The 13,821-nt window shown below is 55.5% G+C and carries 13 protein-coding genes and 1 pseudogene; 6 read left to right on the forward strand and 8 right to left on the reverse strand.

The annotated features are described in order from the left end of the window. A pseudogene (locus tag HUO07_RS18250) lies at positions 1 to 113 on the forward strand (IS630-like element ISHsp2 family transposase); the annotation flags it as partial. On the opposite strand, the gene HUO07_RS18255 reads toward HUO07_RS18250, so the two are convergent. From HUO07_RS18255 to HUO07_RS18290, 8 genes are all read right to left on the reverse strand, one after another. Then, entirely contained in the window at positions 92 to 424 is a 333-nt protein-coding gene (locus tag HUO07_RS18255) for an outer membrane beta-barrel protein (RefSeq protein ID WP_246286792.1), read from the reverse strand. The pseudogene HUO07_RS18250 and the gene HUO07_RS18255 sit on opposite strands and share 22 nt — an antisense overlap. A 76-nt stretch (positions 425 to 500) precedes the next feature. Then, positions 501 to 1,421: an EamA family transporter gene (locus HUO07_RS18260; protein ID WP_008957671.1), complete on the reverse strand. Its 921-nt coding sequence runs from the start codon at positions 1,419 to 1,421 to the stop codon at positions 501 to 503. 245 nt (positions 1,422 to 1,666) lie between these two features. Then, entirely contained in the window at positions 1,667 to 2,590 is a 924-nt protein-coding gene (gene cyoE, locus HUO07_RS18265) for a heme o synthase (RefSeq protein ID WP_176304700.1), read from the reverse strand. Next, a complete protein-coding gene (cyoD, locus tag HUO07_RS18270; RefSeq protein ID WP_035559337.1) occupies positions 2,548 to 2,877 on the reverse strand; it encodes a cytochrome o ubiquinol oxidase subunit IV in 330 nt (109 codons plus the stop codon). The genes cyoE and cyoD overlap by 43 nt, the downstream gene beginning before the upstream one ends. Position 2,878: 1 nt before the next feature. Continuing rightward, the gene (gene cyoC, locus HUO07_RS18275) at positions 2,879 to 3,490 is read right to left on the reverse strand and encodes a cytochrome o ubiquinol oxidase subunit III (protein WP_176304701.1); all 612 of its coding nucleotides are present in this window, start codon (positions 3,488 to 3,490) and stop codon (positions 2,879 to 2,881) included. Beyond that, positions 3,490 to 5,532, reverse strand: coding sequence for a cytochrome o ubiquinol oxidase subunit I (gene cyoB / locus HUO07_RS18280; RefSeq protein WP_176304702.1), 2,043 nt, complete (start codon positions 5,530 to 5,532; stop codon positions 3,490 to 3,492). Before cyoB ends, cyoC begins: the two co-directional genes overlap by 1 nt. 3 nt (positions 5,533 to 5,535) lie before the next feature. Continuing rightward, complete coding sequence (cyoA, locus tag HUO07_RS18285; protein WP_176304703.1) at positions 5,536 to 6,561, reverse strand: ubiquinol oxidase subunit II; 1,026 nt, start codon at positions 6,559 to 6,561, stop codon at positions 5,536 to 5,538. Positions 6,562 to 6,892: 331 nt separating this feature from the next. Further along, a complete protein-coding gene (locus HUO07_RS18290; RefSeq protein WP_176304724.1) occupies positions 6,893 to 7,660 on the reverse strand; it encodes a DeoR/GlpR family DNA-binding transcription regulator in 768 nt (255 codons plus the stop codon). A gap of 310 nt (positions 7,661 to 7,970) precedes the next feature. Here HUO07_RS18290 and HUO07_RS18295 point away from each other — a divergent pair, with 310 nt between their 5' ends. From HUO07_RS18295 to HUO07_RS18315, 5 genes are all read left to right on the forward strand, one after another. Then, positions 7,971 to 8,816, forward strand: coding sequence for an outer membrane protein OmpK (locus HUO07_RS18295; RefSeq protein WP_176304704.1), 846 nt, complete (start codon positions 7,971 to 7,973; stop codon positions 8,814 to 8,816). A 168-nt stretch (positions 8,817 to 8,984) separates the two neighbouring features. Then, positions 8,985 to 10,268: a NupC/NupG family nucleoside CNT transporter gene (locus HUO07_RS18300; protein WP_176304705.1), complete on the forward strand. Its 1,284-nt coding sequence runs from the start codon at positions 8,985 to 8,987 to the stop codon at positions 10,266 to 10,268. A gap of 110 nt (positions 10,269 to 10,378) precedes the next feature. Further along, a complete protein-coding gene (gene deoC / locus HUO07_RS18305; RefSeq protein ID WP_176304706.1) occupies positions 10,379 to 11,176 on the forward strand; it encodes a deoxyribose-phosphate aldolase in 798 nt (265 codons plus the stop codon). Continuing rightward, entirely contained in the window at positions 11,176 to 12,531 is a 1,356-nt protein-coding gene (gene deoA, locus HUO07_RS18310; protein ID WP_176304707.1) for a thymidine phosphorylase, read from the forward strand. Before deoC ends, deoA begins: the two co-directional genes overlap by 1 nt. After that, a complete protein-coding gene (locus tag HUO07_RS18315) occupies positions 12,528 to 13,772 on the forward strand; it encodes a phosphopentomutase (protein ID WP_176304708.1) in 1,245 nt (414 codons plus the stop codon). Before deoA ends, HUO07_RS18315 begins: the two co-directional genes overlap by 4 nt. The last annotated feature ends 49 nt before the right edge of the window (positions 13,773 to 13,821 follow it).

A 13,821-nucleotide genomic window follows, 5' to 3' on the forward strand; every position in this document is an offset into this window, starting at 1 on the left:
TGAAGTACACCTGGCTGCCCTTGAGTGCCTATCTCTCGTTTGAACGTCTACATGAAGAGGTACACCGCTTACTCGGTGGTTACGGAACTGATCACGCGATTAATTTTGAATAGGCACTTACCGGAAAAATCCCCTTAGCATAGGCGCCGGCCAAATGGTCTAAATCGGCGTCGCCATCTGAACCACCCGTGCCTAAATGGCCTTCAAGGGCGAAGTAGTCGTTAAATTGGGCGCCACCGCGTAGGCGTAAGCCAACGGCGTCACGGGAGGAACCTTGTTCTGGATCCAGATTCCAAAACATCGCATCACCACCAACATATCCTTGTGGGTAGGTGAAGGATTGCTGGGCTTGTGCAGAAGCTGCAAAGGCGCCTGCGCCAACCAGGAGTGCCGCCGATGTAAGTGATAATAGGGACATCTTCATAGGTTGTACCTCAGTTAAAAAACAGTGTTTCCTTACTCCGTTTGATTGTGGTTCATTACCCTGAAAAACGCAAACATTACCTTCCTTTGGATAAGCTAAGCACAATAATACCGCCCACTACTACCGCGCCACCCACTAGCTGGCCGGGGCTAAGCATTTGATCCAGCACAAAATAACCCAGTATCAAGGAAGCAACCGGCTCGATATTCATGACCGGTGCATTGCGGGCCATATCGAGTCGCGGCACAAAAATAAACAGCGTGGAAAACGCCGAACCATACAACAGCCCTAACAACGAAAGCCCCAGCCACCCGGCACTGTTATCCGGCAGGCTCATGCCCCCTGGTACGACACCGGCGATGCCGCCAATAATCATGACAATAAACACCGTTTGCATGGTCAGCAGGCTACGCAGCGTACTGCCTACACCGGCCAAGCGGTGTTCGGTCACCCATAGCGCGCAGGCAAATACAAAGGCGGCCATAAGACCAAAGCCAATGCCCGCGATCCATCCGGGGCCCATGCCATCAGCACTGGCGAGCCAGGAAGGAATATCCAGCACCACCAGCAAGCCAATTAAAATAGTGCCCATGATGAGGCAGCTACGCAGGGTTGGCCGCGGCCCGCCCAGTGCCCAGCTCAATAACGCCAGTTGAATGGGGAAGGTATTCACCAGCAGCAGTGCAATCACCACCGGTAGCCTTGCCACCGCTGAATAGAGGCTGACGCTTTGTACCGCAATCAGCAGCCCCACGGTCAGTTGCCATGGCCATGAGCCAGCGGGTAGCCATAGGCGCTTGCGTTGCACGATCACCAACGCCACTAAAATCAAGCAGGCAACGCCCGAACGGGTTAAAACGGCTAGTAGCAACCCCGTGCCATTATCAAATGCCAGCCGTGCGGAAACGTGGTTGGCGGCGAACATGGTGGCCACGGTCATCATCAATAGAATCGCCAGATGGCGCGGCAATAGTTTGGGCAGTGTGGGCGCTGACATAAGGACGTAATGGCTCGTTAAGGGAGAAGAGATCAAGGGGCAACCAGGGCCAGTGAAGCATACCTGGCGTTAAAAAGCAGGCTAACGAAAAGCGTACACTGCTTTCTGCATTGCAGCATTTTATACTAAAGTCTAAGGCATTTCTCCCCTTATCCTGTCTTAGCTGTACAAGGGCAACAAAACGCCCCGAGCAGATGGCCGCTCGGGGCGTTGTGGTAGTACGTCGGGCAACTCGTGCCGTTAGGTTACGCCAGCATGGGCACCATCGCTTCCAGTACCATGACTAAGCTCATCGCGGTGATAGTAAGAATAGAGACCCCAAACACCTTCTTGGCCCAGCGAACATCGTCCTCTAACCGATAGCCGCGCAGTGCCAAGTAGAGCCAGTAGCCACCCATGGTCAGCGCCACGCAGAGATACCCGGCTCCTGCTTGGCTGGCCAACCCCAGCGCCAGCGAGGCAGGAATAAACGCCACGATATAGCCCAGGATATGGTGCTTGGCCATTTTGACCCCGCGCACCACGGGCAGTACCGGTATCGATGCTCGTTGATAATCGGCGTAGCGGAAGATCGCGATGGCATAGGAGTGCGGCATCTGCCACAGGCAAAAGATCACCAGCAGCATAATGGCGCCACTGTCGAACTGCCCCGTCACGGCGCAGTATCCCACCACCGGCGGCATAGCACCCGAAAGGCTGCCGACCAAGGTGCCGTATTCGGAGCGGCGCTTCATATAAAGGCTATAAAGCCCCACATACACGCCCCAGCCAATCACCGCCAACGCCACGGTCAATCCGTTGGTTCCCAGCGCCAGGCACACCACCCCCGATACACCCAGCAGCGCCGAAACGCCCAATGCCTGGGTGATGGAGATGCTGCCCCTGACCAGCGGGCGATGGCGGGTACGCGCCATCAGTGCATCAATATCGCGGTCGATGACGTTGTTACACGCACAGCCGGACGCGATGATTAATGCAATGCCCACCATGACCGAGACAAAGCTGAGCCACTCGAACTGCCCCTGTGCGGCAAGAAAGTAGCCGCCCAGAGTGGCAATCAGGTTACCCCCGATAATGCCGGGTTTGGTCAGTTCGAGCAGATCCCGCCAACGGCTAGGTGCCGTGATCAGCCGATCATCATGTTGAGATGCAGATGCTGCATGATCCACAGCGAGCCTCCTACCACTAAGACGAGAATCGTCAGTGTGAAGACGAAGGACATTACGTTCCAGCCTTCGTCGGCTTTGGTATTCATATGCATGAACATGACCAATTGCACCAATATCTGCAATACCGCAGTCACGGCCACCACGATGACAGTCGTGAGAACACTAAGTGTGCCACTCATCACCACCCCAAAGGGGATAATGGTCAGTATCAGCGACAATACCAGTCCTGTCACATACGACTTTACGCTGCCATGGTTATTAGTGGGGCTAGTCGGAGAATGACTCATCTCACAGCACTCCCATCAGATAGACGAATGAGAAGACACAGATCCAGACGATATCAAGGAAGTGCCAGAACAGACTTAGGCACAGAATCCTCGGCCGGGTCATGTCGTTCAAGCCTTTGGTAGAGAGCTGGATCAGCATGACCAAAATCCAGATCAAACCAAAGGTAACGTGCAGGCCGTGGGTGCCCACCAGCGTAAAGAACGACGACAAAAAGGCGCTTTTGTCGGGGCCATAGCCTTCATGAATCAGGTGCTGGAATTCGTAAATCTCCATGCCCACGAACGCCGCGCCCAGCACGAACGTAATGGCCAGCCACGCTTTCACCTGACCCAGGCGTTCGGCATTCATCGCCAGCACGCCCATACCAAAGGTAAAACTACTGAACAACAGCAGGAACGTCTCGACCAGTACAAACGGTAGTTCAAAGATCTCAGCCGCTGTGGGCCCACCGGCCGTGCCTTTCATCAACACGGCGTAGGTGGCGAAGAGTGACCCGAAGATCACCAAATCGCTCATTAAGTAAACCCAAAAACCAAACAGCTTGGTTTCTGTTGCATCGTGATGCTCATGATGCACGACCGATCCTTCGTGATGTAACGTATCCGTTGCCATTACGCATTCACCTCCACGTAGCGTTGCTTACCTTCGCGTCCTTCCACTTCGGCAGACGGCTTGTAAGGGTCGGAGTTTTTAACGCGTTGCTGGTGCGCGCGCTCGATGCGCTCTACTTCTTCAGCGGAGACGTAGTAGTCGATATCGTCGTTAAACACCCGTGCCATAAAGCTGACAAAGACACCGATAGCGCCTACCCCGGCCAGCCACCAGATGTGCCATACCAAGGCAAAACCGATGATCAGCGCAAAAAAGCTGATGACAGGGCCAGCAACGGTGTTACGCGGCATATGAATATCGGTGTAAGGCGCTTCTTCCAGCTCTTCGTTACTGCGCTCTTTCTGCGACCAGAAGCTGTCGATGTCACCCACTTCCGGCAAGCGCGCGAAGTTGTAGAACGGCGCGGGTGAAGAAGTTGACCACTCCAAGGTACGGCCATCCCACGGGTCACCGGTCACATCAGCGTTCAGCTTGCGGTCGCGGATGCTCACCCAGAACTGAATCACGGTGCAGGCGATACCCATCATGATAATCACCGCGCCTACCCAGGCCAGAATCATCCACGGCTGCCATTCAGGGTTAGCGTAGGACTGCATGCGGCGCACGGCACCAAAGAAGGCCAGCACGTAAAGCGGCATAAAGGCGACATAGAAGCCAATGAACCAGCACCAGAACGAACGCTTGCCCCATTTTTCGCTCAACGTGAAGCCAAACGCTTTGGGGAACCAGAAGGTCAGGCCTGCCATCATGCCGAACACGACACCGCCGATAATGACGTTGTGGAAGTGAGCAATAACAAACAGGCTGTTATGCAGCACAAAGTTAGCGGCTGGCACGGCCAGCATCACACCGGTCATACCGCCCAGCGTAAAGGTGATAATAAAGCCTAGGGTCCAGAGTACCGGCGACGTCAGTTCCAAACTGCCGCGGAACATCGTGAACAGCCAGTTGAAGACTTTCACCCCAGTGGGGATGGCAATGATCATCGTCATAATGCCGAAGAAGGCATTAACGTTAGCGCCCGCCCCCATGGTGAAGAAGTGGTGCAGCCAGACGATAAACGACAGCAGCGTAATCGCAATCGTCGCCCATACCATGGTCATGTAACCAAACAACCGCTTACGGGCAAACGTCGAAATGACTTCCGAAAACACACCGAAGGCGGGCAGAATCAGGATATAAACTTCCGGATGGCCCCACGCCCAGATGAGGTTGACGTACATCATCATGTTGCCGCCAAAATCATTGGTGAAGAAGTGCATGCCTAAGTAGCGATCCAGCGTCAGCAGCGCAATGGTGGCGGTCAAAATAGGGAACGAGGCGATGATCAACACGTTGGCGCACAGCGATGTCCAGGTGAAGATCGGCATGCGGAACATGGTCATGCCTTTGGTGCGCATCTTCAGAATCGTCACGAAGAAGTTGATACCGGTGAGCGTCGTACCTATCCCGGATATTTGTAATGCCCATATCCAGTAATCGACCCCCACCCCGGGACTGAACTCGATCCCCGATAAGGGCGCGTAAGCTAGCCAGCCGGTTTTGGCGAACTCCCCCACCACCAGCGAGATATTGACCAAGATCGCGGCGACGGCAAACAGCCAGAAACTCAGGTTATTCAGGAAGGGAAAAGCGACGTCGCGGGCACCAATTTGCAGCGGCACCACCAGGTTCATCAAACCGATGACCATGGGCATAGCGACAAAGAAGATCATGATCACGCCGTGGGCGGTGAAGATCTGATCGTAGTGTTCGGGCGGTAAATAACCCGCGGCGCCCCCGGCGGCCATCGCCTGCTGGGTTCGCATCATAATCGCATCCGAGAAGCCACGCAGCAGCATGACCAGAGCGACGATGAAGTACATAATGCCGAGCTTTTTGTGGTCAACGGAGGTAAACCACTCGTTCCACAGCCAGCTCCATTTACGGTAATACGTTAACGCGCCTAACAGCGCGATCCCCCCAATGGCCATGAAGGCCGCGACGACCATAATGATCGGTTCGTGGTAGGGAATTGACTCTAAACTGAGTTTTCCAAACACGGCTTAACCCCCTGCTTCAACGCTAGTGGGATGGCTGCGCATGGCATGATCCTGACTAGCATGGTTGTTGGTGTCGTGGCCAGAATCGGCCGCTTGATGGGTGTTAGGTGCGTTATCGCCATCAGAAGAATCAGCATGGTCGCTGCTCAACTGATGATCGCCGCCCATCTCGTGTTCACCGCCGGTGTGAAAGCTTTTCAAAATGCTTTCGTATAGCGCTGGTGAAATAGCTGAGAAGTACTCCACCGGGTGCGATTCACTGGGTTCCGCCAGTGCTTCGTAGCCTTCTGGGTAGGTCAGCGTTTCAGAGGCACCGCGCACGGTTTCAACCCAGGCATCAAACTCAGCGGGGGTGGTCACCTTGGCTTCAAACGTCATGCCCGAGAAGCCCGCGCCGCTGTAATTGGTAGAGCGACCTGGATAGCTGCCCATTTCATCGGCAATCAGATGGACATCGTTATCCATCCCCGCCATGGCGTAGATTTGGCTGCCAAGATGGGGAATGAAGAAAGCATTCATTACCGAACCTGAGCTAACACGGAAGCGCACGGGGGTATCGACGGGAAAGGCCACTTCATTGACACTGGCCACACCCTGCTCGGGATAGATAAACAGCCATTTCCAATCCAGCGCGACGGCCTGAATTTCGATCGGCTCCACGTCGCTTTCCAACGGCTTGTGTGGATCCAGGCTATGCGATGTTTTCCAGGTCAATAGCGCAAGCACCGCGATAATCGCGCAGGGCACGATCCAAATCACCGCTTCAATCGCGTTGGAGTGCGCCCAATCGGGAAGGTACTTAGCCCCGCTATTACTACGCCGATAGCGCCAGCCAAACAGCAGCGTCATCGCAATAACAGGAATAACTACAATCAACATCAGGCCAAAAGAGGTCAGAATCAGCGTCCGCTGCTCTGCGCCAACCTGCCCTTTGGGGTCTAATAGCGCTGAACTACAGCCTGCTAGAAACAGGCACAGCGCAAGGAGCACTAACGTGCCTCGCCTGCGCCATAGTGAGCGTCGTTGCATGGTGTGATCTCGTCCAAGGTGTTAAAAGTTAGGGTTTAAAACACACTAGCCAGCCGCGCGGCTATAAAACATAGCAGGCTAACTACCACCCCATACTCTTCCCAAAACATGCTCGTAGGAGCATGCTCACAAGAACATGCGTAGTGCACTGAGCGTCACTGCTCCGGGAAGAATATGCGCCGCCAAGTGGAAATAGCGGCGGGTCTTTCTCGCCTAAGCTTTAAAAGCGACGGCAAGTAAGACGAAAGTATTTTCTATTGATCTAGATCATGAAAGAAGTGGCGCATTGCCGCACCCAAGCTATTGACGGGTATAGGCAAACGAAAAACCTCTACGCCACGGTTACCGCTGGCACATCGCGACCATGCCCCTCTAGCAGTTGCGGCGCACCTTCTTCGTCGGTAACCACCACATCAAAATCGTCTAGGGCTGCGAAATAAGCCGGTCGCACCACGCCAAACTTGCTGGCATCCACTACCAGCAAGCGCTGCATAGCGGTGGCAATGGCGGCTTGTTTAGGCGCGACTTCGTGAAAGTGGAAGCAGCTTACGCCGCGCTCCAAATCCACCCCCGCCGCGGAAATCAATGCTTTGTTGATACCCAATCGTTCAATGGCGGCGGCCATATTATCGCTGCCAAATGATTGTGAAGCGGCATAAAACAGCCCGCCCAATAACACTAGGCGCATATTAGGTAAGGCGGCAACGGCATTGGCGACGTTGAGTGCATAAGTCACCACCGTTAGTTCACGGAAATGACTTAACTGACTCAGCAACGGAATCAGCGTCGAGCCACAGTCAATAAACAGCGTATCGCCCTCTTCAATAAAGGCAAGTACTCGCTGGCAGAGGCGATACTTCGCCTGATAGTGGCTAGCCTGCTGCTCGGTTAAGTCATAAATCGGTGTGACACCGGGGTAATTCGCCATTACCAAGCGCCCGCCCAGCAGGGTCATTGCAGTAGGCTGGGTGGTGAGATCGCGCCGGATGGTCATCTCCGATACATCACAAAGCTCTGCGGCATCGCGCAGATGAAGAGTGCCGCCACTGGCTAGCGCTTCCTGAAGTTTGGCAAGGCGCTGAGCGCTGCGGCCATTCATGGTGGGCATCTCCTTATCAACCCCTCTTGTTGTGATTAGCGCAACATAAGCCTTCATGTTGTCTCTTGTTTCGTTTCTATGCTGAGCGAGCAGCGACGGAATTTCCACTGCGACAACGACCATTAACGCTATTCATGCTGCTTACGATAGTTATATGACATTTAAATAGCGTTGATGTGACAACACTTGCAAATCAACGTTAGAAAAATAACACTAAATGTTATAATTTTAACATTCACGCCAGCCCGCACGACTATAACCACGGATAGCCACACTCAAATGGCTCCGCGACAACCCCGTTGAGGCTTACATGACTGCTCGAAAACACACTCGCTCTTCATCGCTTGTCACCCTTAGTGCTGGCGCCTTACTGACAAGTACCGCCCTCGTCACTCCCGCATTGGCAGATGACGCTCAGCCCCACCCGCTTGACCGGCTGTGGTCGTTTGCCAATGTCTCGGTTAATTATCTGGATTGGTCGAACGGCACCGAAGCACGCACCGCCTCTAACGCGCCGAAAAGCGACTTTATGTTTCTCGAAATTGAAGGCGGCGCTGGCTTTAGCTGGGGCGAATTCTACGGTTTCTTTGATTTCGAGAACCCCACCAACGATCAATTCGATGAATCCAGTGGTGGCAAAGACAACTTCCGCACCGCGGGTAAAATAACCTCGCACATTTACCTAGGCGATAGCCCGCTGTCTATTTACGCTCACCTTTACGACTTCCGTGATTACGGCTTTGAAAGCCGCGAGCAGGATCAAATTTTGGGCCTGGGTTACCGCACTACTTTTGATAATGGTTTATGGTTCAAGCCATTCATTGGCGCCGCGCGGGTGCAAAGTAACAGCTACAGCGGCATGAACGGCTTTATGGCCGGCTGGGTCGCGGGTTATGATTTCGCTGCGCTCGACCAGAACTTCAGCGTGACTAACTGGCATGAGCAGACCTTTGGCCGCGATGACGAGTATCTGGATGAAAATTACGTGAACGGCACAGCAGGCAGTGTGGGCACCAACGGTGCACTGAGCCTGTGGTGGCATCCGAGCGACTTGATCACCACCGGTATTCAGTATCGCTACTCTGACAATAAGTTGGGCACGCCCAATAATTATCAGAATGCGATGATCTACTCCGTCAAGCTCAACTTACTATAATCGATTTAGGAGCCTCTGATTAACGTAATGAGCGCAGGCTAGACAAGGCAAAAATCAACGAAAAGGCGGAGTTTACTAGCAGTAAATGAGCACTTTGAGGCGATTTTTAACGCCGTATAGGCAAGCGTAATAGTTAATCAGAGGTTCCAGGACTCGAAGGATCCCCCTATGACACTCCTTATGAGCTTGGTGGGTATGGTCACCCTGGTGGCCATTGCCCTGATTTTCTCTTACGACCGTAAGTCTATTCGGCTACGCACTGTGCTGGGCGCCTTTGCGATTCAAGCGGGCATTGGTGCGTTTGTACTTTATGTGCCTTTCGGTCAGGCGGTGCTGCAAGCCATCTCTTCTGGCGTTAGCCAAATTTTGGTGTACGCCAACGATGGTATCGGCTTTCTGTTTGGTGGTTTAGCGGACGTAGAAAACGTCGGCTTTGTGTTTGCCATCAAGGTTCTGCCGGTCATTATCTTCTTCTCTTCTCTCATCGCCGTGCTGTACTACATCGGCATTATGCAGTGGGTAATCCGCATACTGGGTGGCGCTCTGCAAAAAGCCCTGGGCACTTCACGTACCGAATCGCTCTCCGCGACCGCGAATATCTTCGTTGGCCAAACTGAAGCACCGCTGGTGGTGCGTCCGTTTATCGCCCGCATGACGCCTTCGCAGCTGTTTGCCGTTATGTGTGGCGGCTTGGCGTCAGTGGCGGGCTCGGTGTTGGCGGGTTATGCAGCGCTGGGTATTCCCATGGAGTACCTGGTAGCGGCTTCCTTTATGGCGGCGCCGGGCGGGCTGTTGTTTGCCAAGCTGATCATGCCGGAAACTCAAGATGTGTCCGATAGCGACAGCGTTTCCAAGGTAGAAGAAGAGATTGAAGCCCAGGAAGATAAGCCCGCCAACGTGTTGGATGCGGCGGCCTCCGGCGCTACATCGGGTTTGATGCTGGCTGCCAATGTGGGCGCGATGCTGCTCGCGTTCATTGGTTTGATCGCGTTGATCAATGGCATTCTCGGCGGCGTTGGTGGCTGGGTGGGCTTTGAATCGCTGAGCCTGGAGCTAATCTTGGGCTGGCTGTTCGCCCCGCTGGCGTTCCTTTTAGGTGTACCCTGGGAAGAAGCTACCCTGGCCGGCTCGTTCATCGGTCAAAAACTGGTGGTCAACGAATTTGTCGCCTATATCAATCTAGCGCCCTACATTGATGGGGAACAGGTGGTGGCGGCGACGGGTCAGATGATGACACCGCACACCATGGCGATTCTCTCTTTCGCACTGTGTGGCTTTGCTAACCTCTCCTCCATTGCGATTTTGCTGGGTGGCCTGGGCAGCATTGCACCGACGCGCCGTAAAGAGATTGCTCGCTTTGGTGTTAAAGCCGTCTTGGCCGGTACACTATCCAACTTAATGTCGGCCTCTATTGCTGGCTTCTTCATCGCGCTGAGTGGCGCGTCTGCATAGCGCTTGCCACTGCTTGCATGATTAGCGCAATGACGGCTACTTAACGCATCGGGCGCTGCGGTTTTATCCGCAGTGCCCGTTTTTATCTTTTACTGATTTGTGAGAACTCCATGACTGCGACAGCCTCCCCCCATATTGTCCAAGCCGCCCGCCAAGCACTTACCCTCATGGATCTGACGAGCCTGAACGATAGCGACACTGACAGCACCATTGAAGCACTTTGTCAGCAAGTAAAAACGCCCTTTGGCACCCCTGCGGCAGTGTGTGTCTTTCCCCAGTTTATTGTCACGGCCCAGCGTGCATTGACCGCTCATACCCTTAACGACCAAGTGAAGATCGCCACGGTCACCAATTTCCCCGACGGCGGCGACGACATCATGGGTGCTGCCCGTGAAACGCGCGATGCCGTTGCCTCTGGTGCTCATGAAGTCGATGTCGTATTCCCCTACCGCACCCTGATGGCGGGCGATGAAGAGACTGGCCTTGAGCTCGTTGAGATGTGCAAAGCCGCCTGCGCCGGCCAAGCGCTGCTCAAAGTGATCATTGAGTCAGGCGAACTCAAAGACCCTGCGCTGATCAAACGCGCCAGCGAACTCGCCATTGAAGGCGGCGCGGATTTCATTAAAACGTCGACCGGTAAAGTGCCCGTCAACGCAACGCTGGAAGCCGCCGAGATCATGCTCAAAGCCATCAAGGCCAGTGGCAAAGACGTTGGCTTTAAAGCCGCCGGTGGCGTTAAAACCGCCGAAGACGCAGCGGAATACTTGGCCCTTGCTAACGAGATCATGGGCCCAGCCTGGGTGACGCCTGCACACTTCCGCTTTGGTGCATCCAGCCTGCTGGGCAATCTGCTTGATACGTTGACCGGCAGCACCAGCGCGGCACCCCAAGGCCAAGGAGGTTACTAATGTCTGCCAATGCAACCCAACACGCCTTGCTGCCCCAGGAGCTGATTCGCCTTAAGCGAGATAACCAGCCGCTGCCTGCGGAAGAGATCAAAGCGTTTGTACAGGGCATTGCCGATGATCGCATTAGCGACGCACAAATTGGCGCTTTCACCATGGCGGTGTTTCTTAACGGCATGAGCCGTGAAGAAGTCGTGGCGCTGACTACCGCCACCCGCGACTCCGGTCACGTGATGCAGTGGAGCGACCTAAACCTGCCCGGCCCGATCGTGGATAAGCACTCCACTGGCGGCGTGGGTGACTTGGTCTCGCTGGTACTCGGCCCTTGGGTCGCCGCCTGCGGTGCCTTTGTACCGATGATTTCCGGACGCGGCTTAGGTCACACCGGCGGCACCCTGGATAAACTCGAATCGATCCCCGGCTACGATCCCTATCCCGCCCCTGAGCGCTTCCGTGAAGTGGTGAAATCTACCGGCGTGGCCATTATCGGCCAGACCGGCGACCTTGCCCCCGCTGACAAGCGCATCTACGGCGTGCGTGACGTGACCGCCACCGTGGAATCGATTCCGCTGATTACCGCCTCTATTCTGGGTAAGAAACTGGCCTCAGGGCTGGATGCGCTGGTAATGGATGTAAAAGTTGGCAGCGGTGCCTTTATGCCCACGCCGGAAAAATCCCGCGAACTGGCAAAAAGTATCGCCAATGTGGCCACCCAAGCGGGCACGCCCACCACTGCCCTGCTTACCGATATGAGTCAACCGCTAGCGCCCTGCGCTGGTAACGCCGTTGAAATCGTCGAGACGCTGGCGCTACTGCGCGGCGAACGCCCCAACAGCCGTGTGATGCAAGTCACCCGCGAGCTGGCGGTGGAAATGCTGATGGCAGGCAAACTCGCAGGCTCCCGTGAAGACGCGCTGACGCAGCTTGAAAAAGCACTAACCTCCGGCGCCGCTGCTGAAGTGTTTGCCCGTATGGTGCGCGAACTGGGTGGCCCCAGCGACTTTATGGAGCGCTCAGAGCACTACCTGGCCAAGGCCGAGGTCATTAAACCCGTGTATGCCGAGCAATCAGGGATCGTACAACGCATCGATACCCGCGCCGTGGGCATGAGCGTGGTGGAGCTGGGCGGTGGTCGCCTGCGTAACGACGCCAGCGTCGATCACAGCGTTGGTTTCACCGATATCATCGAAATCGGCGAGAGCGTGGATAGTCAGCGCCCCATCGCCATGGTGCACGCCCGCAGTGACGCCGCCGCTGAGCGCGCCGCCCAGCAGCTACGCGCGGCGTTTACGATTGGCGAAGGTGCGGTCAGCGCCGATACGTTGCTACAAGACACTTTCCGTGGAGAAGCCTCATGAGCCGCGCGATTTTATTGGTACTCGATTCGTTTGGGATTGGCGCCGCCCCGGACGCCGCGACCTTCGGCGATGAAGGCTCCGACACCCTGGGCCATATCGCCGCCGCCTGCGCCCGTGGCGAAGCCGATAACGCCAACCGTTCAGGGCCACTCAAGCTGCCCAACATGGCCAAGCTGGGGCTATTTCACGCCCACCATGATGCCACAGGCAGCGTTGCCGAAGGCGTCACGCTGCCGGAAAGTCTGGAAGGCGCTTACGCCCACGCCAAAGAGATCTCCAGTGGCAAAGATACCCCCTCCGGCCATTGGGAAATCGCCGGTGTCCCGGTCCGCTTTGACTGGGGCTACTTCCTGGATAAAACTGACAGCTTTCCCCTTGAGCTGCTCGACGCTATCGTTCAGGAAGCCGACCTCACTGGGGTGATTGGCAACTGCCACGCCTCGGGTACCGAGATCATTGCCCGCCTGGGTGAAGAGCACATAGCCACCGGTAAGCCCATCGTTTATACCTCGGCGGATTCGGTATTTCAGATCGCCGCTCACGAAGAGCATTTCGGCCTGGAGCGGCTTTATAAGCTGTGCGAAACCGTCCGCGAGCTGCTGGAGCCATACAACATTGGCCGTGTCATTGCGCGCCCGTTTATCGGCGAAGACAGCAATACCTTCGCCCGCACCGGCAACCGTCGCGACTACAGCGTCGAGCCGCCCTCGCCCACCGTGCTGCAAAAGCTCGATGATGCCGGTGGCGAAGTGGTCTCGATTGGCAAAATTGCCGATATCTACGCCCACTGCGGCATTACCCACAAGGTAAAGGCCAGCGGTCACGACGCGCTGATGAACGCCACGCTCAACGAGATCAAGCGCACCAGCCAACGCGAAGAAGGCGAACGCGCCATGATCATGACCAACTTTGTCGATTTTGACTCGGTCTATGGCCACCGCCGGGACGTGCCGGGCTACGCCGCCGCGCTGGAAGATTTCGACGCCAAGCTACCCAAGCTGCTGGCGGCGCTAAGCGAAGACGATCTGCTGATTCTGACGGCTGATCACGGCTGCGACCCCAGCTGGCACGGCACCGAGCACACCCGCGAGTACATTCCTATTCTGGTACACGGCCCCGGTTTCACCCCCGGCCCGCTGGGCGAGCGCGGCACCTTTGCCGATATTGGCCAAACCCTGGCCGACTTTTTCCTGCTGCCGGCCATGGCCGATGGCAAAAGCTTTCTACCTGACGCGGCTTAAAGGCAAATAACCAACCTTTAGCACAAAATCGTGCAAGGTCTGAATCAGC

The organism is Vreelandella maris (assembly GCF_013371085.1).
Taxonomy (GTDB): Bacteria; Pseudomonadota; Gammaproteobacteria; order Pseudomonadales; family Halomonadaceae; genus Vreelandella; species Vreelandella maris.

Excerpts from the sequence above, each read along its gene's own strand:
- cyoD (WP_035559337.1), bottom strand. The coding sequence starts at position 2,877 with ATGAGTCATTCTCCGACTAGCCCCACTAATAACCATGGCAGCGTAAAG.
- deoA (WP_176304707.1), top strand. The coding sequence starts at position 11,176 with ATGTCTGCCAATGCAACCCAACACGCCTTGCTGCCCCAGGAGCTGATT.
- deoC (WP_176304706.1), top strand. The coding sequence starts at position 10,379 with ATGACTGCGACAGCCTCCCCCCATATTGTCCAAGCCGCCCGCCAAGCA.
- HUO07_RS18290 (WP_176304724.1), bottom strand. The coding sequence starts at position 7,660 with ATGAATGGCCGCAGCGCTCAGCGCCTTGCCAAACTTCAGGAAGCGCTA.
- HUO07_RS18260 (WP_008957671.1), bottom strand. The coding sequence starts at position 1,421 with ATGTCAGCGCCCACACTGCCCAAACTATTGCCGCGCCATCTGGCGATT.
- HUO07_RS18255 (WP_246286792.1), bottom strand. The coding sequence starts at position 424 with ATGAAGATGTCCCTATTATCACTTACATCGGCGGCACTCCTGGTTGGC.
- HUO07_RS18295 (WP_176304704.1), top strand. The coding sequence starts at position 7,971 with ATGACTGCTCGAAAACACACTCGCTCTTCATCGCTTGTCACCCTTAGT.
- cyoC (WP_176304701.1), bottom strand. The coding sequence starts at position 3,490 with ATGGCAACGGATACGTTACATCACGAAGGATCGGTCGTGCATCATGAG.
- cyoA (WP_176304703.1), bottom strand. The coding sequence starts at position 6,561 with ATGCAACGACGCTCACTATGGCGCAGGCGAGGCACGTTAGTGCTCCTT.
- HUO07_RS18300 (WP_176304705.1), top strand. The coding sequence starts at position 8,985 with ATGACACTCCTTATGAGCTTGGTGGGTATGGTCACCCTGGTGGCCATT.
- HUO07_RS18315 (WP_176304708.1), top strand. The coding sequence starts at position 12,528 with ATGAGCCGCGCGATTTTATTGGTACTCGATTCGTTTGGGATTGGCGCC.